The organism is Deltaproteobacteria bacterium (genome assembly GCA_016874775.1).
Taxonomy (GTDB): domain Bacteria; phylum Desulfobacterota; class Binatia; order Bin18; family Bin18; genus VGTJ01.
Genome location: VGTJ01000024.1, coordinates 1 through 23,822 on the forward strand (window position 1 = coordinate 1; position 23,822 = coordinate 23,822).

Annotated in this window: 20 protein-coding genes; 14 read left to right on the forward strand and 6 right to left on the reverse strand. The window is 53.7% G+C overall.

Annotated features, from left to right (window positions below):
• Positions 1 to 174: 174 nt before the first annotated feature.
• The 3 genes from FJ147_06055 (at position 175) to FJ147_06065 (ending at position 4,636) form a co-directional block, all read left to right on the forward strand.
• Positions 175 to 1,956, forward strand: coding sequence for a HAMP domain-containing histidine kinase (locus FJ147_06055; GenBank protein ID MBM4255446.1), 1,782 nt, complete (start codon positions 175 to 177; stop codon positions 1,954 to 1,956).
• Positions 1,953 to 3,293: a sigma-54-dependent Fis family transcriptional regulator gene (locus tag FJ147_06060; GenBank protein ID MBM4255447.1), complete on the forward strand. Its 1,341-nt coding sequence runs from the start codon at positions 1,953 to 1,955 to the stop codon at positions 3,291 to 3,293. Before FJ147_06055 ends, FJ147_06060 begins: the two co-directional genes overlap by 4 nt.
• A gap of 581 nt (positions 3,294 to 3,874) precedes the next feature.
• Entirely contained in the window at positions 3,875 to 4,636 is a 762-nt protein-coding gene (locus FJ147_06065) for a hypothetical protein (protein ID MBM4255448.1), read from the forward strand.
• Positions 4,637 to 4,657: 21 nt separating this feature from the next.
• Here FJ147_06065 and cofC read toward each other — a convergent pair whose 3' ends face one another.
• Positions 4,658 to 5,326: a 2-phospho-L-lactate guanylyltransferase gene (cofC, locus tag FJ147_06070; GenBank protein MBM4255449.1), complete on the reverse strand. Its 669-nt coding sequence runs from the start codon at positions 5,324 to 5,326 to the stop codon at positions 4,658 to 4,660.
• Positions 5,327 to 5,405: 79 nt separating this feature from the next.
• Here cofC and FJ147_06075 point away from each other — a divergent pair, with 79 nt between their 5' ends.
• The 4 genes from FJ147_06075 (at position 5,406) to FJ147_06090 (ending at position 9,164) form a co-directional block, all read left to right on the forward strand.
• Positions 5,406 to 6,623, forward strand: coding sequence for a thiolase family protein (locus tag FJ147_06075; GenBank protein MBM4255450.1), 1,218 nt, complete (start codon positions 5,406 to 5,408; stop codon positions 6,621 to 6,623).
• Between the two features lie 68 nt (positions 6,624 to 6,691).
• Entirely contained in the window at positions 6,692 to 7,393 is a 702-nt protein-coding gene (rsmD, locus tag FJ147_06080) for a 16S rRNA (guanine(966)-N(2))-methyltransferase RsmD (protein ID MBM4255451.1), read from the forward strand.
• Positions 7,390 to 7,884, forward strand: coding sequence for a pantetheine-phosphate adenylyltransferase (gene coaD, locus FJ147_06085; GenBank protein MBM4255452.1), 495 nt, complete (start codon positions 7,390 to 7,392; stop codon positions 7,882 to 7,884). Before rsmD ends, coaD begins: the two co-directional genes overlap by 4 nt.
• An 80-nt stretch (positions 7,885 to 7,964) precedes the next feature.
• Positions 7,965 to 9,164 carry a pyridoxal phosphate-dependent aminotransferase gene (locus tag FJ147_06090; GenBank protein MBM4255453.1) on the forward strand — a complete coding sequence of 400 codons (1,200 nt, stop codon included), beginning with the start codon at positions 7,965 to 7,967 and terminating at the stop codon, positions 9,162 to 9,164.
• A 107-nt stretch (positions 9,165 to 9,271) separates the two neighbouring features.
• On the opposite strand, the gene FJ147_06095 is transcribed toward FJ147_06090, so the two are convergent.
• Both FJ147_06095 and FJ147_06100 read right to left on the reverse strand, forming a co-directional pair.
• Entirely contained in the window at positions 9,272 to 10,198 is a 927-nt protein-coding gene (locus FJ147_06095) for a tetratricopeptide repeat protein (protein MBM4255454.1), read from the reverse strand.
• Positions 10,199 to 10,242: 44 nt separating this feature from the next.
• Positions 10,243 to 10,947 carry a rhomboid family intramembrane serine protease gene (locus FJ147_06100; GenBank protein MBM4255455.1) on the reverse strand — a complete coding sequence of 235 codons (705 nt, stop codon included), beginning with the start codon at positions 10,945 to 10,947 and terminating at the stop codon, positions 10,243 to 10,245.
• 92 nt (positions 10,948 to 11,039) lie between these two features.
• On the opposite strand from FJ147_06100, the gene FJ147_06105 reads away from it, so the two are divergent.
• From FJ147_06105 to FJ147_06115, 3 genes are all read left to right on the forward strand, one after another.
• Positions 11,040 to 11,606 carry a hypothetical protein gene (locus FJ147_06105; protein MBM4255456.1) on the forward strand — a complete coding sequence of 189 codons (567 nt, stop codon included), beginning with the start codon at positions 11,040 to 11,042 and terminating at the stop codon, positions 11,604 to 11,606.
• Positions 11,607 to 11,771: 165 nt separating this feature from the next.
• Complete coding sequence (locus FJ147_06110) at positions 11,772 to 13,013, forward strand: aminotransferase class V-fold PLP-dependent enzyme (GenBank protein ID MBM4255457.1); 1,242 nt, start codon at positions 11,772 to 11,774, stop codon at positions 13,011 to 13,013.
• 123 nt (positions 13,014 to 13,136) lie between these two features.
• Positions 13,137 to 13,856 (forward strand): HAD-IA family hydrolase, encoded by a 720-nt coding sequence (locus FJ147_06115; GenBank protein MBM4255458.1) that lies wholly within the window; start codon positions 13,137 to 13,139, stop codon positions 13,854 to 13,856.
• Between the two features lie 139 nt (positions 13,857 to 13,995).
• On the opposite strand, the gene FJ147_06120 is transcribed toward FJ147_06115, so the two are convergent.
• Positions 13,996 to 14,427 carry a hypothetical protein gene (locus tag FJ147_06120; GenBank protein ID MBM4255459.1) on the reverse strand — a complete coding sequence of 144 codons (432 nt, stop codon included), beginning with the start codon at positions 14,425 to 14,427 and terminating at the stop codon, positions 13,996 to 13,998.
• Positions 14,428 to 14,672: 245 nt separating this feature from the next.
• Between FJ147_06120 and FJ147_06125 the strand changes: the two genes are divergently transcribed.
• Positions 14,673 to 15,233: a hypothetical protein gene (locus FJ147_06125; GenBank protein ID MBM4255460.1), complete on the forward strand. Its 561-nt coding sequence runs from the start codon at positions 14,673 to 14,675 to the stop codon at positions 15,231 to 15,233.
• Positions 15,234 to 15,352: 119 nt separating this feature from the next.
• On the opposite strand, the gene FJ147_06130 is transcribed toward FJ147_06125, so the two are convergent.
• Together FJ147_06130 and FJ147_06135 are read right to left on the reverse strand one after the other, a co-directional pair.
• Positions 15,353 to 16,225, reverse strand: coding sequence for a MoxR family ATPase (locus FJ147_06130; GenBank protein ID MBM4255461.1), 873 nt, complete (start codon positions 16,223 to 16,225; stop codon positions 15,353 to 15,355).
• Positions 16,226 to 16,239: 14 nt separating this feature from the next.
• Complete coding sequence (locus FJ147_06135; GenBank protein ID MBM4255462.1) at positions 16,240 to 16,980, reverse strand: MBL fold metallo-hydrolase; 741 nt, start codon at positions 16,978 to 16,980, stop codon at positions 16,240 to 16,242.
• 777 nt (positions 16,981 to 17,757) lie between these two features.
• On the opposite strand from FJ147_06135, the gene FJ147_06140 reads away from it, so the two are divergent.
• The 3 genes from FJ147_06140 (at position 17,758) to FJ147_06150 (ending at position 23,805) form a co-directional block, all read left to right on the forward strand.
• Positions 17,758 to 18,174, forward strand: a complete 417-nt coding sequence (locus FJ147_06140) for a hypothetical protein (protein MBM4255463.1) — start codon at positions 17,758 to 17,760, stop codon at positions 18,172 to 18,174.
• A 203-nt stretch (positions 18,175 to 18,377) separates the two neighbouring features.
• On the forward strand, positions 18,378 to 23,417 hold the full coding sequence (locus FJ147_06145) for an alpha-2-macroglobulin family protein (GenBank protein ID MBM4255464.1): 5,040 nt from the start codon (positions 18,378 to 18,380) through the stop codon (positions 23,415 to 23,417).
• Positions 23,386 to 23,805, forward strand: a complete 420-nt coding sequence (locus FJ147_06150; protein MBM4255465.1) for a hypothetical protein — start codon at positions 23,386 to 23,388, stop codon at positions 23,803 to 23,805. Before FJ147_06145 ends, FJ147_06150 begins: the two co-directional genes overlap by 32 nt.
• The last annotated feature ends 17 nt before the right edge of the window (positions 23,806 to 23,822 follow it).

The window sequence follows — 23,822 nt, forward strand, 5'->3', positions numbered from 1 at the left end:
TCTTCCAAATGCTCGGCCAGATACGTACAGGTGCAATTCTTCGGCGTGCTCACCAAATATTCGACGTACTGCTTCTTGGTAATCATATCCCTAAAATGATACTTGTGGTCCTCAAGCGTAAGTCCTGTATACGTTGCCATCCATGAAAACGTTCCATGAGCGGGAGCCAACGATGTGAACACAGAACAGGCATCAGTGTATTCGCTACGGACGAAACTCCTCTTCTTTGCCACCGCACTTGTCCTCGTCCCAGGTGGCATCTACGGGGCCATTACGCTATCGAGCAGTCGAGCCGCCTTAGCTCAGGTCATTGGGCGACAGCTGGTTGAAGAAGCACGCCATAGTGCCGATCGTCTGGCCTCCACATTTCGTTCTGAACGCGAACGACTCGCATCGTTTGCTGCTCAGGACGTTATGCGCGAGGTTCGCATTGCTGATCTCGACAAACGGATCTCCTCATTTCTCATCTCTGCCAAGCTTGGCTGCCCGGCATGTATTGACCTGTTGGTCTTCGACCGTAGCAACCGGGTCGTTGCTTCAAGTAACCCGTCCTGGATTGGGGAGAATGACCGCTTGACGCCCGGCGGAGGGGTTACACAAGAAACGATCGAGGGACCGTTCCGCACGACCAATGCGGTCAATGGCCTTATTCGCCTCACGGTACCAGTGCCAGATCCAGAATCGCCCCAGGTGCAGGTTGGCCGTCTGGTTGCCCTGTTCGACTGTGAGCAAGAAATAGATGCGCTCTCGCGTCTACGCGAGAACCTTGCGACGGTCAGTCTCGCCGCTGATGTGCTTATTCTAGACGATCGTGGCATCGTCATTGGCGCCGCGCCGCGCTCAGGAGGACGGTGGCAGTTGGGAGACACTGCGACTCTCCGACTAGTGAAGAGCGAAGGGCCGACCGCGACCGGTCACATTGATTCTGCCGCGCACATGTTAGTCGGTCATGCGAAACTCCCTGATGACCTACCTGCCTGGACGGTTGTGGTAGCTGTACCGCTCGCCAACGCCTTTGCGCCGGTGCAACGTATGGCAACGCGGTTAGCAACAGCTCTCGGGGTAACGTTATTGATCGCTCTCACTGTCGCGGTCATTGCCGCCCGCCGAGTGACACGCCCACTCGCGGAACTGACACACGCGGCAGAGATGGTTGGGCGTGGTGCACGGCCAGTGTCGACCGTGCCGGTACGTTCCCGTGATGAGATCGGAACCTTAACCGAAGCCTTCAACCGCATGGCAAGCGATCTCACCCGAGCCGAGCATGAGCTAGTCGATGCGGCAAAGTTTTCTTTCGTTGGTGAACTTGCGGCGGGGGTCGCGCACGAGGTTCGCACCCCGCTCGGCGTGTTGCGCAGTTCAGCGCAGCTCTTGGAAAGGTCGCTCGAAGTGAAAGATGAGGAGTCACACGAACTCCTGCGACTGCTGCAAGATGAGGTCGATCGCATCGAACGGATCGTCTCGGCCCTGCTTGAGCTTGGCCGCCCGCGTGAGATGCATGCAGAACCCTCACCATTGGGCCAGATTCTGTTTCGTGCCGCCGATTTCATTGAGGTGCAAGCGCGCCAGAAACAGATTACTCTTCAGCGTTCTCCGCTTGAGCCCGACCCGATTGTGTACTGTGACCCAGAACTGATTTACCAAGTGGCCTTGAACCTGCTCGTCAACGCCGTACAAGTGCTCCCCGAGGGCGGCACGATCGCCATTGCGCCACTGCCGGCGCGCGGCGGTTATGCAGGCTTTGAAATTCGTGATGATGGGCCCGGGATGCCTGAAGACGTTCGTGCCCATGTGTTTGAGCCGTTCTTCACTCGTCGTGAAGGCGGAGCCGGGCTGGGACTCACCTTGGTGCAGCGCATTGTCCACGAGCATCGTGGTCGGGTCGCTGTTGAAAGTGCAGTGGGACAGGGCACCGTTTTTCGCATCACTCTTCCTGTCGCGGAGGTTACCACGTGAAACGCTTGTTGGTTGTTGATGACGATGCGAGGTTACGCCGGGTGTTGCAGATTCTCGCACAGAAGATCGGCCTCGCTTGTGTGGCTGTCTCGCGGGCTGAGGAAGCGTTGGCCGCATTTCGCGCCGAACGTAGCGATCTGGTGATTACTGATCTGAAGATGCCAGGGAAAGATGGGATCGAATTCCTGCGAGAGTTGCGCGCGATCGATACCGACGTTCCGGTCATCATCCTGACTGCCTACGGCACTGTGGCAACCGCGGTGGAAGCAATGAAGCTCGGTGCAGTGGACTATCTGCAGAAGCCATTCGACGTTGATGCACTTGAACTGATCGTACGCCGTGCGCTCGATCACTCTCGTACTCGCCTTGAGCATCGCTTTCTGCGTGAACAAGCAAAAGGAACACAGCGATTTGGTGAGATGATTGGGAGCGCACCAACGATGCTGCCGATCTTCGACCTGATCCAGCAGGTCGCACCGACACGGAGCACCGTGCTGATCACGGGAGAGACGGGCACCGGAAAGGAGTTAGTGGCGCGTGCCATTCACGAGCTGAGCCCGCGCAAGGACAAACTTTTCGTTCCTTTGAACTGCACAGCTATTCCCGCAGACCTCCTGGAAAGTGAACTCTTTGGTCATGTCCGTGGAGCATTCAGCGGGGCACAGAGTGATCGTGTCGGCAAGTTTCAGGCGGCTGACGAAGGGACCCTGTTTCTTGATGAAATCGGCGACATGGATGTGCAATTACAGGCGAAGCTCTTACGTGTCCTGCAAGAAGGCGTCATTGAGCCACTTGGCACCAACCGTCGTGTTACTGTCGACGTACGTATTGTTTCGTCAACCAATCGTGATCTTGAGCAGGCCATGCGCGAAGGAAAGTTTCGTGAGGACTTGTATTTTCGACTCAACGTCTTTCACGTGAAGCTCCCACCGTTACGCGAACGCACGGAAGATATTCCGGCGTTGGCTGACGCATTTCTTGCTGGATTCGCACGTGACCTCGGCAAACCGACTCTCCGACTTGCACCAGCAACAACCTCCGTCTTGCAGGGCTACGGATGGCCAGGGAATGTGCGAGAGCTACGTAACCTGATGGAACGCGCGGCCGTCCTTTGCAAAAGCGACAGTGTTGATGCGTCTTTGATTCGCCCGTTTTTGCCTGGAGAACCTGGGCCGGCACGCACCAGTCTGCATCTCGACACCGCGCTCGCTCACCTCGAACGTCAAATGATCGTCGAAGCGCTTCACACAAGTGGTGATAACAAACTTGCTGCCGCGAAGCTCCTTGGTATCGGCGAACGTACCTTGTGGACCAAGCTAAAGAAACATGGACTCTGAGTGTGGTCCCTTCGGTGGAGCGTTACCAGTCACAACTTAAAAGACTGTCCCTGTCTTTGAGGCACTGCGCACCGCGTGTGGGTCCCTTCTCCCACCGGGAGAAGGTCAGGATGAGGGGAGCAAGTGACAAGAACCTTTATTTTTCGTCCCCTCACCCTAGCCCTCTCCCTGAGGGCTAGGGCGTTAAGTTAAGGAAGGGCTGTCATTGCGAGGAGCCGTAGGCGACGAAGCAATCTCACGGCCAGCAGAGGCGAAAACCGAGATTGCTTCGCTCCGCTCGCAATGACAGTGGCGTTAACTTAATACCATTGCTCCCTGAGGGAGAGGGAATTACTACCTAGCCGAAGGCTTAGGTTGCGACTGATGGTGTAGGTGCGCACGTGTTCTCTTAGTTAATCCCCTCTCAATCCTGCCGATAGCAGCAGGCGCCCTGCCGATTTCGGCAGGCGCCCGCCCTCGTATCAGCAAAAAATCTCGCAACAACGGCACGGTGAAGTGCGGCCTGAAAGTTGCGGAAGACTCTCTCAGGCGACGTCGTTTAGCAAGTGGAAGTCTGCACTACATTAACAGGAGGAACACGTATGCACCCCAAAGGACATGACCTATATCTCGTGCTGTTTGTCGTAGCAATTGGTCTGTTGTCAATTGCTGCCCCGATGGTTCACGCGGCTGAATTTTCCGAAGCGGAACTGTATGTTGAACTCAATAACACTGACGGTGATCTTGGTATTCACGGATCGATCGATGGTGGAGCGTATTCCCGATTGGAAATCGAGGATCCAACTGGACGCAAGATTTTCAATTTGCGTGCTGGCGGGCGCTTGATCAAACAAGGGCTGACCCAACTATTTTTTGAGAGCGCAGAGCCCAGGTTTAGCGAGCTACCACCTGCGGAGTTTTTCCTCCGCTTTCCTGAGGGCGTCTATGAGATTGAGGCGCTAAGCCTAACGGGAGGGGAAATCGAAGGCGCCGTGACACTGAGTCATGTCATGGCAGCTCCGGTAGGAAACATTACCGTGAACGGCATTCCGGCAGCAATCAACTGCGATGCGCCTTCCCTTCCCGTCGTGGGCGAACCCGTGATTATTGATTGGGACCCGGTGACGACATCGCACCCGACGATCGGTAAACAGGGACCGGTCGAAATCGTTCGCTATCAATTCTTTGTTGAACGTGAAGGCGTGAAGATCTCGGTCGATCTCCCACCGACAGTGACGCAGCTCGAAGTACCAGAAGAGATTCTCGAACTCGGCGATGAATTCAAGTTCGAGATTATCGCGAGAACCGCCACAGGGAACAACACAGCGATAGAAATTTGCTTCACGCTTCAGGAGACAGAGTGACGTGACCGAGTGTCCTCGATCTTATTGTGATTTTCCCTGAGCAAACACGCTAAATTCTTGCAACACCTGCAAGGTCTGCGTTAGCTGCGGTTGCGATGCCAGCCAACGCAGATCTTCACTAGAATCGACATCAAAGGCAATACGCGGAATTTCAATCGTCTGACAAGCAACATGGTATTCGTGGGCAACCTTGCGGTGAGCCTCTAAACTTGGCCCCCCAAACCGTGTCGGGACTATTTCGGGTGGAGTACGTAATAACGCATTCGTTCCGTCGCCTTCCTTGCACGGAACTACCACTATCTGTGATTTTTCTCTAATCTGCTGAAAAACGCGCTCGACGTCCTGCGCCATGACAAGGGGTAAATCCGCCAATAACACTAAAACCGCGGTCGCCCCAAGTTGCAAACAGAATTCGGTCCCAACCGCAACCGCACCATTGAGACCACGTGGAGATCCCTCATCCACCGGATCTGCCCCAAGCTGATGGGCAAGTTCCAATAAAGAAGGGTCAGAAGACACGACAACCACGCGATCAACGCCAATTGCCCGGCGTGCATTTGTCACAACGTCGGTTAACATAGCGCGTGACAATGCGTGACGTTCCTCAGGCGAAAGCAGCGTTGAGAGGCGGGTTTTTCCCTGGGCAAGGGCTTTGACTGGTACCAACACGCAGTTCATAGAGGCTTTCATAGTGGCGAACTTTACCTTGCGCAACAAGGGGGAATGTGGTTAATCAGGAGACCTAATCTATCGCGGGAGGATCACCACCATGAGAGAGGTCGCGGTTATTGGCGCGGGCATGACCCGCTTCGGCAAACATATCGATCGCAGTATGAAAGATCTCGCGCGTGAGGCCATTGAAAGCGCTCTCAACTCCTCGGGTGTCAGTAAAACTGCGCTTGAAGCTGTCGCTGTGGGCAACGCCATGGCCGGTCTGATTACCGGACAAGAGTGCATTCGCGGCCAGGTTGTCCTGCACGAGATGGGGATTGGTGGAATTCCGGTTATCAACACCGAAAATGCCTGCGCGAGTGCGGCGACAGCTTTTCATATCGCGTGGCTCTACATTGCCTCCGGCATGTACGATACCGTCCTCGCAGTTGGGATGGAAAAACTCTTTCATGCAGACAAGCAACGCTCTTTTGAAGCAATCGGTAGCGCCATCGATGTCGAACTCATGCAACAGACGTTGGAACAGATGAAGAACGCAACGCCAGAAGGTGGAGAGGGTGCTGGCGCTGGCAAGTCTCGCAGCATGTTCATGGATTTCTATGCTGAGTTCGCGCGTGACCATATGCGCAAGTACGGCACGACCAAAGAGCATTATGCGAAGATTGCGGCAAAGAACCACACGAATGGCAGCCTCAACCCGCACGCGCAGTTCCAAACACCACGCACCTACGAAGACGTGCTCGCTTCACCAACGATTGCTGATCCACTCACCCGCATGATGTGCTCACCAATCGGCGATGGTGCAGCAGCGGTGCTACTCACCAGTGCCGACAAAGCGCGGCAGTTCACCAGCAAACCGGTCTATATTAAAGCGTCAGTGCTCGGCTCGGGCAGAGACCGTCAAACTGGCGACCCTGAAATTAATGAACGCGTCGCACGCAAAGCCTATGAAGTGGCTGGCCTCGGACCACAAGACATTCATGTTGCTGAAGTACACGATGCATCAGCACCTGCCGAACTCATCATTTGCGAAGAACTGGGCTTCTGTCAGCATGGTGAAGGTGGTCGTCTGATTGATGAAGGCGCAACTCTACTCAGCGGTCGTATTCCGGTAAACCCGAGCGGCGGTTTGCTGGCGAAAGGTCATCCAGTGGGTGCTACCGGTACTGCGCAGATCGCCGAAATCTTCTGGCAACTGCGCGGCGAAGCTGGCAAACGCCAAGTCCAAGGCGCGAAAGTCGGCCTCACCGAAAATGGCGGCGGGATGATTCGCGGCGAGGCAGCGGCACTCGCTATTCACGTACTCACCGTTTAGTTCTTACTCTCCGTTAACAGGAATTAGCCATACAGAATGGGTGAATGGGTGACTGGGCGACTGGGTGAATGGGCCAAAAAACGGGTGGGGAGGTCTCCGGTTCTCCCTATCTCCCATTCTCCGTTTCGTTTTTAGAGTCTCCCGCTCTCCCATTCATTCTTGACCAATTCCTCCCCCTTAGTCCCATAGCCCCCAATATGCGAATTATTTCCGGCACCGCCGGTGGCCTGCAACTCAAAGTTCCCAAAGGCCACAAAATCCGCCCGACGGCTGATCAAGTCCGGGAAGCAATTTTCAACATCATTACCAGCCGCTTTACACTGGAAGGAATCGCGGTTCTTGACTTGTTTGCTGGCACCGGTGCTCTCGGCATTGAAGCGTTAAGTCGTGGTGCCAAATCCGCTGTTTTTGTTGACGCTAATCCAGATGCCCAGCGGCTGATTCTTGAAAATCTTGCGCTTACCAACTTTCGTCGTCAGGGTCGGTTGATTCGTGCTTATGCCAAAAAAGGCATCCGGGTTGTCGAAGAGCAAGGGCTCCGTTTTGGCGGCGTGTTTCTTGATCCTCCCTATGACGAAGGCTGGGTTGATAAGGTTTTACGGGCGTTGGCGCAAAGCGCGATCCTTGAGCCACAGGCATGGGTCGTCGTCGAGCATAGCCAGCATGAAGTTGGCAAAGATACGTATCCGCCATTGCTCTTGACGGACCGACGCCGTTACGGCACAACCGGGGTGTCTTTTTATCAGCGGCAGACTGAGGAGGCTGCGTGAAACGTCGGGCAATTTATCCGGGATCCTTTGATCCTCCTACATATGGCCATATCGACATCATCCGTCGCAGTTTACAGATGGTTGACGAGGTGGTTGTTGCAGTTGTCTATAATCCACAGAAATCTGACTTTTTGTTTACTCCGCAAGAACGGATCGACATGTTCCGCGAAGAACTCAAAGACGTCGATACACGAATTGAATACGACAATTTTTATGGGTTGTTGGTCGACTATGTCGACAAGAAGAACGCGACGATCATTGTTCGTGGTTTACGAGCGGTTTCGGACTTTGATTACGAGTTTCAAATGGCACTGATGAACCGCCGGATGAAACCACACATCGAAACGATTTTCTTGATGACCGGCGCCGCACATTTTTACACCGCGTCGCGTCTGGTCAAAGAGATTGCCAGCTTTGATGGTAACGTCGATGGTCTCGTCCCGCCACATGTTGTCAAACGGCTCAAAGAGAAGTTCGCCAAAAAGACCTAAGCGTAAATTTGCCGTGTCTGTCAGAACATACCAGGAGGGGCACGGCACACCGTGCCCCTTCGCATTTGTAGAGGAGAGCTATGCAACTCGCAAAACGTTTACAACTGATTAAACCCTCACCTACCCTAATGGTGACTGTTCAGGTCGCTGCCCTGCGTCGCCAAGGCATCGAAGTCATCGACTTCGGTGCTGGCGAACCGGACTTCGATACGCCTGAGCATATCAAAGAAGCCGCGATCACTGCGCTGAAGCAAGGCAAGACGAAATACACGCCTGTTGGTGGCACGGCAGAATTGAAAGAAGCGATCATCACAAAGCTGCAGCGTGACAATGGCTTGACTTACAGTATGCAGGAAGTGACCACCAACTGTGGCGGTAAACACACCTTATTCAATGCCTTTCACGCACTGTTCGGTGAAGGCGATGAAGTCCTGATTCCGGCGCCGTATTGGGTGAGTTATTCTGATATGGTCATCCTTACGGGGGGAACACCGAAGTTATTGATGACCGACGAGAAAACCGGCTTCAAAATCACTGCAGCGCAATTGCAAGCTGCGATTACCCCACAAAGCAAGGCGCTACTAATCAACAGCCCATCCAATCCAACTGGTGGAGCCTATACTGAGAGTGAGTTACAGGCGATTGCTGATGTCGTCGAAAAGAGCAACCTTTTTGTCATCTCCGACGATGTATATGAGAAGTTTCTCTACGACTCACCGAAGTGTCCGCATATTTTGGGGTTGAAACCACATTTGCGCGATCGCGTGCTGATTACCAACTCGGTCTCGAAGACCTACGCGATGACAGGTTGGCGCTTAGGCTACGCGGCTGGTCCGAAGGAGCTGATTTCTGCGATTGAAACCTTACAAAGCCAGAGCACCTCGAATCCGACCTCGATTGCTCAAGCTGCAGCAGTAGCTGCACTGACCGGAACGCAAGAACCTGTGGGTATCATGGCCAAAGAGTTCGCCAAACGGCGCAACTATGTCGTCGAGCGTCTACGGGCGATACCTGGCATTACCTGTACGTTACCCGAAGGTGCATTCTATGTGTTCCCGCGCGTGTCGTCATACTTTGGTGCCAAATGGCAAGACAAGACAGTCTCGTCCGCGATGGATCTTTCTCTCTACTTGTTACAAGAAGGGAAAGTTGCCCTCGTCGCTGGCGAAGGCTTCGGCTCTGCAGAACACGTACGAATCTCTTATGCCACGTCGATGAAGAATCTTGAGCAAGGTCTCAATCAGATGGAAGGAGCGTTGAAGCGGTTGAAAAGCTTGTAAGGAAATTGAGTGATTGAGCTATCGGGTCATTGAAGAACAGACTTTTTCAATCGTTCAATGGCCCGATCATCCGATCACTCAATCGCGCAATGCCTCAATACTGCACCCTACGGCCTCGTCGCCCGTAGCTGCGTCATCTTTTCTCGGATCTGTCTAGCATCTGGAGCGTTAGGAACAAGCTGCAAATACCGACCATAGGTTTCGACGGCTTGAACCACGTCGCCTTGTTCTTCAAGCGCCTGCCCGAGATTCTTCAGGGCGCCGGAGAATTTGGCATCGAATTGTAAGGCCATGTTATAGGCGCCAATCGCTTGTTCGAGGTCACCTGCAGTGCGGAAGGCAGACCCTAAAGCGTTGCAGGCTTCAGCATGATTAGGTTTGAGTCGTAGGGCGGCAAGAAATTCGATGATCGCTCCCTTTGCGTCTTGTTTAGCCAAGAGGTCCTGACCGCGCTGAAAATGCGTTTTCACGGTTCCACCTGCTGGTGTGGGAAACACTCCTTTCTTTACCGCTTCGTCAAGGAGTGCCGCTTCAGGTGCGTTCGGCGATGCCGCGAGATACCGTTTGTACGCCTCAACTGCGCCAGTTTTATCGCCCTTCTGTTCGAGCGCATTGCCAAGATTGTAATTCGAGATGGGGTTCAGTTGCGCCGCCGCACGAAAGGCGGAGATGGTCTTGTCAAGGTCGCCTTTCTCGTACAACGCTAACCCTAATCCATGCGCAGCATCGATACGAGTTGGGGCAAGACGTAGGGCCGTTTGAAACGTCGATATCGCTGACTCAAGGTCGCCTTTGAAATAGTACGCCATCCCTAATGTGGCAGTAGCCTCAGCATGTTGTGGATTGATTCGTGTCGCCGTGGTCAGGGACTTGATCGCGTCATCCCATCTTCCTTCGCTCAGTAACGCAGCTCCATAGCGGGCGTGTTCGTCGGCAGTCTGCGGAGTAGGATCAGCCGCAAAGAGCACCGGTCTAGGCAATCCAAGAAGAAAAAAAAGCAACACGAAGAGTAAATAGGATTTCGTCGAGTCCATATATTTTCGTACCAATCGTGTGATGTCCAGCAAAAGGACAAATATCAGGTGACGTGCTCCGATGACCACGGAGATTGTTGCGGCGACGAGCGACGACGAGGGAGAATCAGTAAAGCGCCAGCAACAAAACCGCCAACATGTGCCCACCAGGCGACCCCTCCATGCGTTTGCACGGACGTAGCAACAACACCACTGAGCAACTGACCGAGAAACCAGAGCGCTAAGAAAACAACCGCCGGAATGGTAACGATCTGGATGAAAATAAAAATCGGTAAGAGCGTAAGAATCCGCGCACGCGGGAAAAGCACGAAGTATCCACCCATGACTCCAGCGATCGCTCCACTCGCCCCGATCACTGGCAGCCCAGAGGTCCGCTCCGTCAAGTAGTGGAGATACACCGCCGCTAAACCACTAGCGATATAGTAGAGCAATAACCGCACCTTGCCTAAGCGGTCCTCCACATTGTCACCGAAGATCCACAAGGTCCACATGTTGCCGATGAGATGGAGCCAACCACCATGCAGAAACATCGACGAAAACATCGGCCCAAAGCGGGCAAGCAAACTAAACGGTTCTGCAAGAGAGGTGTGTAGGTAGACGGCGGGCACAAACCCGTAATGCAACACGAACTGTTCTTCTCTCGGACCTAAACTGATTTGATAGAAAAAGATGAGTGTATTAAGAATAATTAGGCCAATGGTCACTACAGGAAAGGAACTCGACGGAATCGTGTCACGTAAAGGAATCATAGCACCGCCGTCACTATAGCCCCCCGCTCGGACAGCGCAAGGGACTTGTTGGTTGGTTTGTGCTATGCTTTCTTTACGACCTGGGCAGAGAGATGTTTTCCATTACTTCTCCAACTTCTCTTATCACGATGGTGCTCGGTAGCGTCTTTTGTGTTGCTGCCGTAGCTATCGGGGTGTATATCGTGCGGTTGCTTGCAGCGGCCTTCTCGCAATCGTTTGGCGGCGTCTTTGAGCGCGCAGCCTTCCAGCGCTGTGGGACCCGCTGTGCGCGCGGTGATGAGTTGCTGGAAAAAGGTGATCATGTCGGTGCCATGCAGGCCTTTGCCGATGCCTTCTTTCTGCGACCGGTGCGGCGAGACCCAGACCTTTTGTCTGATGTAGCAAACTACAATACTGGCCTGCTCAGTCGCCTTCTCACTATTGCTGACGAGTTAGGAAAAGGACGTGCCCGGTTATTGTCCTTAGCACGAACCGATCGCCTGCTCTCTGAACGGTTAGGAATCCAATTGGACTACTTTCGTGCCAGCAAGCGTGAAGATTACGAGAAACTGCGTGAAATTGAACGCCGTCTGCGCGAGAACCAGACGCAGGTCCGTACGGCGATTACACGCCTCATTGAAGAGATTCGCTCATCTGAAGAAAAGGTCATGTACCATTAGAAGAGTCGTCAGCGATCAGCTTTCAGTTGTCAGCCAGAGCAAAAACAGAGAAAGGTTTACCTCACGACTGACACGAGGCAGAATGTCAAAATGCGCAGCTTGTTGTTCTCGCCTGAACACTGATAACTGATGACAGTATACTGTTTTGCTGAAAGCTGATCGCTGATGGCTGAGGGGGAAGGAGCGATCATGTTTAACATTGAAGTTGTCCGCGCTGATTTCCCTGGGATAACCCAACAAGTCTATCTCAACACTGCCGGTGTCGGTTTACCACCGCGTACGGCTCTTGATGCCGTCCATCAGGTCACCACTCTCCTCGGCCAAGGGCCGGCAGCAATGGGATATAAAGCCTATTATCGCGCTATTGGTGAATCGTCAGTCAAAGCTCGTACAGAAGCTGCCCGCCTACTTCAGGCTTCCCCAGAAGAAATTGCCTTTATTGACGACACAACCATGGGCCTGAACATCGCCCTGGCCGCCATTCCGTTCGCTGCAGGTGACAACATCGTGCTGTGTGATCTCGAATACCCACAGGTGGCGGTCAGCGCGTCGTATCCACAGCAACATCAGCGTGTAGAAACGCGAGTGGTCCGCCATCATGACGGCATTGTCACGGTCGACGACTATGCGAAGCTGATCGACAAACGCACACGCGTACTCCTTGTGAGTTCAGTGCAGTGGATCAACGGACTGCGTATGGACATGGCCGCATTCTCCCAACTTGCCCAGGAGCGTGGTTGCTTTCTGGTTGTCGATGCTATTCAGCAGCTTGGCGCGATTCCTCTTGACCTCTCGGGGCTGCAAGTCGATTTCCTGGCCGCCGGTGCACAGAAATGGCTCAATGCACCGTTTGGCGCGGGACTTCTCTATGTGAACAAAAAGGCGCAAGACAAGCTCACGCCTGGACTCGCGCATGGACTGTTTGCATTTGCTGAGCCAGCTGGAGGTTGGGTACGCTACCTGGGCGATCAGCAACTGACCCCGTTTCTTTCGCTGCCATTAGCTGCCGATGCACGACGATTTGAGATTCATGGCATGCCCAAAACGATTGGGACAGCGGGGCTCGCTGAGTCGTTGGCGTATGTGAACAGTCTCGACCGTCATGCAGCCACCGAACATATTATTGCTCTGGGCGACTTTCTCATCGACGAGCTGAAGCGACGCAGGATCAAGGTGTGGACACCGACTGCACATCATCTCCGCTCTGGTATCGTAACATGCGAACCGTTTCCTGATGCCGAACGGGTGCATCAATTGACCCAAGCGCTCGAAACGCACCATATCTATCCAACTGTAAGATATTGCTCTGGAGTAGGTGGACTGCGTATTTCGATTCACTACTATACAAGCCGGGGAGATATTGAAGCGTTGCTGGCGGCGATGGACGACGTTATGAAAGGTTTGTAACTCGAAAAGCGTAAGGCGTAAAACGTAAAAAGGGAGCAGTGGTGGTTACGGATTACGCATTACGGATTACGTTTTCTTCCCTGGGGCGGTTACGGATTACGCATTACGATTTATTCTTCTTCTATGTCTTTCCATCAAATCAAAGCCATCTTCTTCGATGCTGCCGGAACGTTGTTCACGGTCAATGGATCAGTAGGTGAAATCTACGCGCGGATCGCGCGAGCACATGGGCAAGAGGTATCAGTGACGGACCTTGAAGCTGGCTTTCGGCGTTGCTTTGCCACGGCTCCGCCAATGGCTTTCCCTGGTGCTCTGGTAGACCAGCTTGATGATTTAGAGAAACAGTGGTGGCGAGACGTTGTGCAGAACGTCTTTGCTCCACTCGGACCATTCCCTCGCTTCTCTGAATATTTCGCTGCACTCTTTACCTACTTTGCCCAAACTGAAGCGTGGCAACTGTACCCAGAGGCGAGGGCTACGCTGGTCGAGCTTCGTGATCGTGGCTTCAAACTCGGCGTGATCTCAAACTTCGACTCACGCTTATTTGGCTTGCTCGAAGGCTTTGGCATTGCCCCGTTCTTCGATCCGATTATCATCTCAACGCGGGCAGGCGCAGCGAAACCTGACGGGGAGATTTTTACTCAAGCACTGTCTTGTCTTGGACTCGACGCCGAAGAGGCACTCCACGTCGGCGATAGCATACATGCCGACATTGTCGGAGCACACGCTACCGGACTTCTCCCGGTTCTGATTGATCGACGAGGAGCTGAGGCCGATGCGGCCCATTACCATCGCATACAGAACCTGGCTGAGTTATCGACAATAGCTCACCTTCGAGAGTAATGGCGTTCAGTTAAGGGCGAGTCCTCGTGCTTCGACTTCGCCGCTCCGCAGCTACGCTCAGCATGAGCAGTGATTTTTCCGTTCGTCCCGATCGTAGTGCAGCGAAGTCGAAGGACACTCTTCCCGTTGAGTCATCGAATCAGTGGAGTAAATCACCACTGGTTTTTTCTCCGTGCTCTCTCTCGTCATCGCAGTGGCGTTCGCCCTGTGCACCGACAGAAAGATAGGGTGAACCAGTGCCGAACCTGCCTGCCACCACAAACGTCGCGGCTGAAATTCGGTTACCGAACGTGCTCAACCGCTCATGCACAGTACCGTATATGCTGTGAAACACATGCGTAAAGCGAGGCATGGTCAACGTCCCTCGCGATTTGATAAGCCACAAATATGTCCGCGAAGTCTCTGCGAGCCTCAGGAGATGTTGGCTCTCGATCCCAGACTGTTCACGGTCACTGCTACTAAACAGTTCGATCGTAGCTGGAAACACCTCATTGATCATGAACGTTTCAAACGTCTGCGGATCAATCTCGGGAAAAAGCTGAATCGCATAGATCCCGCCAAATCGGGCCATGAACTCCTCCTCCAAATCGCGAATGCAAATCAGAGGAGCAAGATCGATGCCACAGTGTAAGCGCTATTTTCTCAAGTTCCAAAGCACTGGCACGACAACGCAGCTTTCCGATGCAAATTTTTTTGACACCGGAGACAACCGAGAGACGACACGCGAGAGCAAGTGTTATGCTCTGGGCAGACAAAGAATTTCCTTATACATTCCCAGCATCAGGTCCAGCGATACACAGGAGGAGGGCCGTCGTTATGGCAAAGACGAAATGGAAGAAAGAGGTCCTCAAGCTGAAAGACGATCATGGATGGAAAGCCAAACCTGGCCACCGCATCTTTGTCGCCGGTCGCGGCGCGGTCCGGTTTGACATTCCTCAAGCGTGGCTCCTTGACCCGCAGCAGCACTCCTTTCAGTTTCATGATCGCAAACCTCCACACGACGACTGTCGCCTGGAAGCCTCATATATCCATCTTCCCCCTGGCGTTGACTGGAGCAAGTTGCCGTTAACCCAACTCCTGGAACACACGATCAAAGAAGACCCACGTAAGCCCTATACTCACAGTGAATTCCATACTAAGCAAAGACCAGACCTAGAGTACGCCTGGGTCGAAATCTATTTCGTCGATCCTGCGGAAAAGCGTGAAGCACTCTCCCGCTTGTGTTTTGCTCGTGGGGCCAATATCCAAACCTTCATCACAATGGACTTCTGGCCTGAACATGCCGAACGTTACACACCGGTATGGGACGAAGTCCTGCGCTCACTCCAGCTCGGCGTGTACGTCCAAGACCCCACGCGCGGACTGACGCTCCACTGAGTGTGAAGGTGAGCAGTCAGCAAAACCTCAATCCAACCACAAGAGATCGGCCGATACACCTTGTCACTCTGAGTGTAACGAAAGGTCTCTCTGAGGGATTCTTCGCTCCGCAAATCGCTTTAACCACTTGTCCGCAACAGCTCCCCTACCCGGCCCTCAGCTTTGCGGATGTCTTCTTCGTGCTTCAACACCAGATTGAGGGTACGTTTTATTCCTGGTGCATCGAGTTCTTTCACACCGAGTGCGACCAATGCTCGCGCCCAATCAAGCGTTTCAGCAATGCTGGGAGATTTTTTGAGGTCAAGTTTACGCAACCCGTTCACAAACCGTGCAACTTGACGTCGCAATCTTTCATCAAGATCAGGAACCTTCAGCGCGATGATGCGTGCTTCGTCTTCAAAGCCAGGAAAATCGATGTACAAATGCAAGCATCGTCGTTTGAGCGCTTCAGACAACTCACGCGCTCGATTCGACGTGAGAATCACCACTGGTCGGTGTACTGCGCGAATCGTGCCCAATTCTGGCACACTCACCTGAAAGTCACTCAACACTTCAAGCAGAAACGCCTCGAACTCTTCATCAGCTTTATCAATCTCATCGATCAGCAGCACCACTTTGCGTGGCACGCTGATCGCGTGCAACAGCGGGCGTTCGAGCAAATATTCGCGTGAGAAGATGTGCGACGAAACCTCGTCCCAGCCTTGCTCTTGCGCGGTATCGGCCTGGATACGTAACAGTTGTTTTTGATAATTCCATTCGTACAGCGCCCGCGCTTCGTCGAGTCCTTCGTAGCATTGCAGACGCACCAGTTCCGTCTGCAGAAGCTCAGCCAACACTTTGGCGACTTCTGTTTTTCCCACTCCGGCGGGACCTTCAATAAGCAGTGGCTTTTCTAAGACCAGCGCCAGATAGATCGCAGTTTCAACCTTCACAGTCGTAATATAGCGACTGTGCTTCAGACCCTCATGGACAGAATCGAACGTCATCTCCATGCTGACATCTGACCCTACACGTCGATCACCAATCCATCGTGAGCACATTCGATCGTCACTTCGTTGATACGTTCCAACACTTCGCGCCCGATATGGCTGAGCACCAAACGTTTACAGCCCAGTCGCCCCTGCTGATACGCCTGGGCAATTTGCGGGTAGCTGACATGGAAGTTCGTCACGGTGCCAAAGTAGCAACACTCACAGATAAACAAATCCATGCCTCGCGACTGCGCTATCAGACTGTCATTCCAACCACAGTCCCCCGAGTACAGAATCGCTTTGCCATCAACTGCAACGCGGTATCCAAGGGAGATATCCTTCTCTTGGTGTGGAACACGAAACGGGAGAAGGGTCACTCCATGAGATGTTACAGCAGTCTCTGGGGTTACTTCGACAAATTGGAGAGGAAACGCGATCCCACGCGCAGCAAGCTCGCGATACATAGTGCTGTGTAACGCAAGGACTCGTTCTTCGAGTCCAGGTGGACCAATAATCACTAACGGCTTGGTCCGAAGCTTTTCATACGTATATTCGAGGAATAGAAACGGTAGTCCACCGAAGTGATCGCCGTGCAAATGGCTAATGGCGATAAAATCAATGCGTTCGGCGGCAATTCCAAGGGCCTTTAAGCCTAACAGTGTGGTGGCCCCACAATCCAGCAGGAAGCCAACCTCTCCAGATTCAACGAAGTACCCACTATGACGCCGACCGCCACTACAAAATGCATCGCCAGCGCCGAGCACAGTCACTCGCATGCGCGCTCACTTTCCGGGGACGACTCACAGGTCTTTTTTACCCCCTCTTACTGTGTTAGCGCGTTTGCCGCGGCCAAACAAGTCGTCGATATCCTTCATGCCTTCAACTTGCGTCACAACACCCGAGATCAAGTCGTTCGACCATCGTAAGGACATGAAAGCACTATCACCCTGATACACAGCAGTTAGACTCTGCTATGCGTTTCCCCCAACGTATTCGTAACGCTAATGAGTTTTGCCATTCAGAGTCGGTAATCCTCGGCTGATAAAATCCCCCCTCGCCCCCTTTCTATTATCCAGTGAAATGCTGCAGTCTGCATGGGTTAAAAAGGAGATCCAAATTGCTCACGAGGCTCATAAACCTATGATCCTTCGTTGGACGCTCTTGGCTTTATGCAGCTTCGCATTAGCGCCCACGACGGGGAGCTGCGTGAAGAGCGGGACCGGGTGCGTCCGCTCGAGCGTGTCCAGGAGTTCCCGGAAGAGCCCGGTCTGTTTGCGAGACCACAGACAATGTGGCTAAGGTGGCGCAGCTCCACCGGGTGCGACACCCTCCCCACACCCGCGGCGCCGTTTTGAGCAGCGCTAGCACCGACCGTTTCAGAGATGGCGTGAGCAGCCGCAGTCGTCGTTGCGGGAGGGCGCGCTCGCGGCCTTCCTCGCAGGTGAACGTTCCGGCTCGGGAGGCGCGACCAATGCGATACCCGCTGGAGCGCGAACACAAGATCACCGCCGCGATGTCGCTCGGGGCCCGACCAGCGGCCCCAGGAGCAGGACATGCAGGGCGAGCAGGTCTCCATACCGGGCGCGACGGAATTCAGCCCGCCTGCGGACTTGCTCCTCGGGGGGAATCTCCACTATCGTTGGTCTCGGCACAGCACCTCCTCGTTGCTCGATCGAAAGATGTCACAACCTTTGCTCTATCAGCGTGTGCGTCGCTGTGCCAATCTCCTGTGGTCCGATTTAGAAGACACCGAAACCATCGTGAAGGAAGTGCTCTCACGGGTCGAACAACAGTGCGGCACCTCGGTTGGAGATTGTAATATCTTCCGCAATCTCGGCTCGTTCGTCGTCTCTGCCAAACCTGCTCTGCTTCGGGAGTTACTTGGGCAACCAGAAATCGCGTCTGCCATCGCCAATCGGCAACCAGAATCTGCCTTTATTGCGCCGAGGAAGAAACGAAGAGTCACCTGAAGGCAATACCTGCCACTCCTGTTTCAGGTAATGGTATGCTGTGGTCTGACTTCGGGTTCTTCCTGACTATCCCCCTGCGTGTGCCGCTTGTCTATTTTCCCTCCTCAACATTTTTGTATACGATGCAAGAAGTGTTCACACCCACATCCCACATTTTGTGTTAACACCTTTCATGTTTCCTGCTTGCATCGAGGAGTACACGTATGGGTTCCTGGCTCAGTGACTGGAAAAATTTGACTATTGCCGCCCTCACCGTCGCCGTTGTCGTTTTATCAACTGTTCTGTTCCAAGCCCGCCACTCTGGAGAGAGCCAGCCGGTCCGAGGGAAACCGGCGAAAGGAGCCGTAGCGGTCCTCGACATCACTATTGATCAAGCCAACCAGCGAGGCCTCAACATTATCTTTGATCACCCATTAGGCGAAGGACAGGTCGGCGAGGTCCTTGGGAAGGACCCGGCCATTATCAAGCCAAACACGGGTGGGTCATGGAAGTGGCAAGGGGCAAATGTCTTGCGCTTCGAGGCGACCGATCGCCTCGCGATGGCTACCGAGTATCACATCGCCCTCATACCGGAACGACTGCACAAGACAGGTCAAACGCTGAAAGGAAAGAGTGAATTCACGTTACACACTGAGCGCTTCACTGTCGAGCGCATCGACATTACCGAAGAACCTGTGCTCGACGCCAAACACCAAGTTATCCTCCGTGGGAGTGCCCGTTTTAATACCGTGGTCAATCCTGAAGTGTTGGCGCCTAAACTCCGGCTCATCGACCCGCTCCGTGGTGCGCAAGACCCACTTCCCCTCGAACTGGAGACAACGTACCGCAGTCATGTGATTGGCTTTCGTAGCAAAGCAATCGAAAAGCAGAAAACTCCACGTGACTTACAGCTCATCATTCTCTCGAATCTCACGCCCGAGGGTGGCAGCGTCACATTAGCGAAGGATTGGGAGCAGAAGATCACATTGGGTTCTTTTGAGAAGCTGGACATCTGGAGTGTCTCTGCACAAGCGGGCGAGCCAGATTCTACTATCCGCCTTCGCCTGTCTTCACCGGTCAATCCGGCAGTGGTCGATAAATACATCAGCCTGAGCCCTGCGACCAAGTATCGCCTCTCTGCAGAGGGGACTGAATTGATTTTGACCGGAGGTCTCATTCCTGGCCAGGAGTACACTCTCGTTGTTACCCAAGGGTTGCCGGCAACTGATGACGCAGTGCTACAACAAGAATACAAAGCCACGACCACTGTTCCTGACCTCGACCCGGCGATTACGTTTCAGAGTCCGGGCATGTTCTTATCTGCCAGCGGAGCGCGAACCGTTGCACTCAAAACGGTCAATGTGAACGAGGTACAGCTCACGATCGACCGGATTTATCGTAACAATCTGTTTTTCTTCTTCGATCGTAGCAGTGGTGGATACGAAGACGAAAACTATTATGACTCGACGGTTTCGCAGGCATTCGGCGATCGGCTTGTCACTGAAACCCTATCGCTGAGCGCAGAACGCAACAAAAGCGTGCTTACCCCATTAGGGCTTGATAACTATGTGAAAGAAGAAACACCTGGTTTGTATCGTATCGGGGTTGTGCGCCCCGACTCATCCCGTGGCGCGTCCCGCTGGCTCCTCCTGACCGATTTAGGCATCGTGGCAAAGCACGGCAAAGATGAGTTCCTCGTGTGGGTGTCATCGTTTGCCAATCTGGCCGCTATCGATGGCGCAACGGTTCGCCTCATCAGTAACCAAAACCAGACCATTGCCGAAGGCCAAACCAATGCCGAAGGACTCTGGCGGGTCCACGGACTGGCAAAAGCGTTCGAGAAACAGACACCGTACATGGTCACCGTCGAGCGGGGTAACGACTTCAGCTTCTTGTTGCTCGATCAAACAACCATTGACACGTCGAGTTTTGATGTCGCTGGCGCGGACCTCTCCAAAGAAGGGTATTCTGCGTATCTGTACGGTGAACGAGATATCTATCGCCCTGGGGAGACTGTAAACGGTGTCGCCGTCGTTCGCGACCGTAGCCTGCAAGCCCCACCCACTATGCCGCTGGTTTTACGTCATAACGACCCGCAGGGTAACACGCGCGACACGCTCAAGCTCACACTCAACGATCACGGTATTGCCTCGTTTGCCATACCAATTCCATCTTACGCTCGCACTGGCCATCATAACCTGGAGTTAGTTGCCGGTGAGGAAGTCATCGGACAGTACCGCTTTCAGGTGGAAGAGTTTGTTCCGGATCGCATTAGGGTCGACATTACTGCCAAAAAGCCAGAATTCAGTCCAGGTGAAGAGTTTGCCTACGATGTCACCAGTGCCTATCTCTTCGGTCCACCAGCCGCCGGCCTCAAAGTGGAGAGTCGCGTGCGACTCACTCCTGCAACCTTTGCACCGAAAGGATACACGGAGTTTACCTTCCATGACCCTGAACGAAAGTTTGCCGACCAGGAGTTGCTCACTAGCGAAAGCACGCTCAATGAAGCTGGGAGTCACATCTTCACGGCAACTGTTCCTTCAGGGCTTCGCGTTCCTTCCTCCCTCACGGCAGTTGTCACTGCACGAGTACAGGAACAAGGGGGACGTGGTGTCGCTGCGTTACAACGCGTTCCGATTCATCCTTATCCGTACTATTTGGGAGTGCGTCGTATTGGTGACGGATATGCTGAACCACGCCAGCCGGTTACGCTTGAATATGTCGCGGTGACACCCACCGGAACCGAAGTCACGGCCAAAGCGCTGCGTGCAGAGTTATTTCGCGATCGTTATCACACCGTGCTCCGTCGAACCGACGCTGGGAATTACCGCTACGAGTCAACACGGGAACCGGTATTGCTCGATAGTCAAACTCTCACCGCCGGTAATGCTCGTGGGCAGTTTACTTTCACCCCGCCTGAATTTGGGGAGTATCGAGTCACCCTCATCGACACTGATACTGGTGCATCCACGCAAGTCGAGTTTTTCGTCAGCGGCTCAGGCTATTCTCCCTGGGCTATCAAAACACCAGGGCGGTTAGAATTAGGGCTCGACAAGACAGAATATCAACCTGGTGAAGAAGCCACCGTACAGATCAAAGCCCCATTCGCGGGGAAAGTCTTGGTCACAATTGAACGTGACGGTATTACCCACACCCAGATTCATGATCTCTCAGGTAACACCGCAACTGTCAAAGTGCCTCTCGTCGCTGAGTATCGCCCCAATGCCTACGTCACGGCAACACTGATTCGTTCAGCAAAAGATCTAGAGCCAGGCACTGCAGGGCGAGCCTTTGGCGCGATTCCATTGAATGTGGACCAGACGAGCAATCGTCTCAAAATCGACATTGCTGCACCAACCGAAGTCCGTCCCTTTTCTCCACTGTCAGTCAATGTCACTGCGAGTCCTGGCGCTGATGTAACCGTTGCTATGGTTGACGAAGGGATTCTGCAACTGATTGCGCAGCAAACCGCCGATCCGTTTTCCTACTTTTATCGCAAGTTGGCGTTGGGGGTTCGTGCGTTCGATATTTTCTCGCTCCTCCTGCCAGAGGTGAACGTCCAGGGAAAATCGCTTGCTGGTGGTGATGCTGAAGGAGACGCTATGGAGTCACAGGTGCGAACAGAAAGCATTCGTCGCACCAAGCCAGTCACCTTCTGGTCTGGGGTGGTCACTGCGGACCACGAAGGCAAAGCCACTGTCACCTTCGATGTTCCGGAATTCCAAGGAGCCTTGCGTGTGATGGCGGTGGCTCACAACGGCAAACAGTTTGGATCTGCCGCCCATACGACGAAAGTGCGTGACCCGGTTGTGTCGTTGCCGACCTACCCTCGCTTCCTCTCATTCCAGGAAACCGCGCTAATTCCCGTCACCGTCCGGAACGATACGGGGACAGATGGCGATTTCGCGGTCACACTCGCCGTCGAGGGGCTCGTCACAGTCGAAGGGAATACTACACAGAAAGTGACAGTCACGCATGGAAAAGAACAAACGATCTATTTTGCTCTCAAGAGCGGTAATCGTGCCGGAGACGTGCGTTTGCTGTTGACCGCGGAAGGGAATGGCGAGAGAACGCACTCAACTGGGGAGTTCTCACTGCGCGCGGATCTGCCAGCGCGAACGATCGAGCGTTCAGGAAGCATTACGGACAAAGCATTCGACTTGGCTGCAGAGGGCCTCGATGCGTTTCGGCCAGAAACGACGAAGCGCGAGCTTCGACTGAGCCCACTGCCGTTAGTCCAGTTCACTGGCAAGTTGCGTTATCTTCTGCATTATCCGTATGGCTGCGTTGAACAAACCACATCGAGCGCTTTTCCTTTGGTATACTTCAGCGACCTCGCGAAGGAACTCGATCCTGAGTTGTTCAACAAGAGCGATCCTGACGTGTTTGTCCAGGAAGGCATTCCTCGGTTAGCGACGATGCAGTTATCGAGTGGCGGCTTCTCGATGTGGCCAGACGGCGACACCATGCACCCGTGGGGCAGCATTTACGCTACGCATTTCTTGGTCGAAGCGCGCCGAGCCGGGCACCATGTCGATACCCTCCTTTATGATCGTGCACTCGAATCGCTTACCAAGGATAGCAAACCCAGTGAAGCGCCAAATCAGGAGGAATTACAACGTGTGACATACGCGTTGTACGTGCTCGCGCGTGCGAGTAAAGCTGATCTCGGAACGCTCGACTTTGTTCGCGACCGTCATCGCAATGCCCTCAGGCCGGAGTCACGCGCATTACTCGGCGCAGCCTATGCTGCCACGGGTAATACCAAAGTCATTGAAGAATTGACGCGTGGACTTGAAGACGCCGAGCAAACAACACGGCAGACAGGAGAGAATTTCAATTCAACTGTGCGAAACCGTGCGCTCTTATTGCTTGCGTTTCTCGATGCGACACCACACGATGCACGAGTGCCTAAACTCGTCCAACGGCTTGCTCGCGACGCTCAGGCTGGCGGCGAGTGGAGTACTCAAGAAAGTGCGGTCGCTTTTGTCGCGCTCGGACAGTTCTTTACGCAACAGGCACAGAAGAAGCCGTATGCGGGGACCGTCTTTGTTGACAACGCACCAATCGGCACTTTTACGAATAAGACAGTGACCTTCCCAAATATTCAGGGAAATGGAGTGATTACCATTGTCATGAAGGAGGGCTACGAACCGGGTGCAGCGTTCTTTGCTCTGCATAGTCGTGGGATTCCGACAGATGCGAAGTTTGCGCCAGAGAGCTGGACTCGAAGTGAACCGCACCTTCTTTACGCGCGATGGTAGTGCACTTGACCCATCGGCGGTGTCACAAGGAGACCTCATCGTCGTAAAAACCCAGGTTCGCAGTCTCTCCGGCAAGCTTGATAATGTTGTCATTCAGAATCTGCTACCGTCTGGATTGGAAGTGGAGAATCCACGCCTGAAATCGACCGAGACACTGCCGTGGGTGACGGATGCCAATCTTGAACCCGCGCATCAAGACATCCGCGACGATCGTGTGTTGCTCTTTACTGATCTTGCCGAGAAAGAGTGGCACACGGCGTATGCGCTCTTGCGCGCAGTCGCGCCTGGTACGTTCCGACTTCCGCCAGTCCAGGCCGAGGCGATGTATGACCCAGCGATTCGCGCAACCGGCGAACGGGGAACGATCGAGGTGAAGGTAAAGAAGTAGAAAGGCGCGGCTTATAG

Coding starts and splice junctions, on each gene's coding strand:
- FJ147_06115 (MBM4255458.1), top strand. CDS start 13,137: ATGTCTTTCCATCAAATCAAAGCCATCTTCTTCGATGCTGCCGGAACG.
- FJ147_06100 (MBM4255455.1), bottom strand. CDS start 10,947: ATGATTCCTTTACGTGACACGATTCCGTCGAGTTCCTTTCCTGTAGTG.
- FJ147_06090 (MBM4255453.1), top strand. CDS start 7,965: ATGCAACTCGCAAAACGTTTACAACTGATTAAACCCTCACCTACCCTA.
- cofC (MBM4255449.1), bottom strand. CDS start 5,326: ATGAAAGCCTCTATGAACTGCGTGTTGGTACCAGTCAAAGCCCTTGCC.
- FJ147_06075 (MBM4255450.1), top strand. CDS start 5,406: ATGAGAGAGGTCGCGGTTATTGGCGCGGGCATGACCCGCTTCGGCAAA.
- FJ147_06110 (MBM4255457.1), top strand. CDS start 11,772: ATGGCTGAGGGGGAAGGAGCGATCATGTTTAACATTGAAGTTGTCCGC.
- FJ147_06135 (MBM4255462.1), bottom strand. CDS start 16,980: ATGCGAGTGACTGTGCTCGGCGCTGGCGATGCATTTTGTAGTGGCGGT.
- FJ147_06140 (MBM4255463.1), top strand. CDS start 17,758: ATGCAGGGCGAGCAGGTCTCCATACCGGGCGCGACGGAATTCAGCCCG.
- rsmD (MBM4255451.1), top strand. CDS start 6,692: ATGGGCCAAAAAACGGGTGGGGAGGTCTCCGGTTCTCCCTATCTCCCA.
- FJ147_06105 (MBM4255456.1), top strand. CDS start 11,040: ATGTTTTCCATTACTTCTCCAACTTCTCTTATCACGATGGTGCTCGGT.
- FJ147_06065 (MBM4255448.1), top strand. CDS start 3,875: ATGCACCCCAAAGGACATGACCTATATCTCGTGCTGTTTGTCGTAGCA.
- FJ147_06095 (MBM4255454.1), bottom strand. CDS start 10,198: ATGGACTCGACGAAATCCTATTTACTCTTCGTGTTGCTTTTTTTTCTT.
- FJ147_06130 (MBM4255461.1), bottom strand. CDS start 16,225: ATGGAGATGACGTTCGATTCTGTCCATGAGGGTCTGAAGCACAGTCGC.
- FJ147_06120 (MBM4255459.1), bottom strand. CDS start 14,427: ATGGCCCGATTTGGCGGGATCTATGCGATTCAGCTTTTTCCCGAGATT.
- FJ147_06145 (MBM4255464.1), top strand. CDS start 18,378: ATGGGTTCCTGGCTCAGTGACTGGAAAAATTTGACTATTGCCGCCCTC.
- FJ147_06125 (MBM4255460.1), top strand. CDS start 14,673: ATGGCAAAGACGAAATGGAAGAAAGAGGTCCTCAAGCTGAAAGACGAT.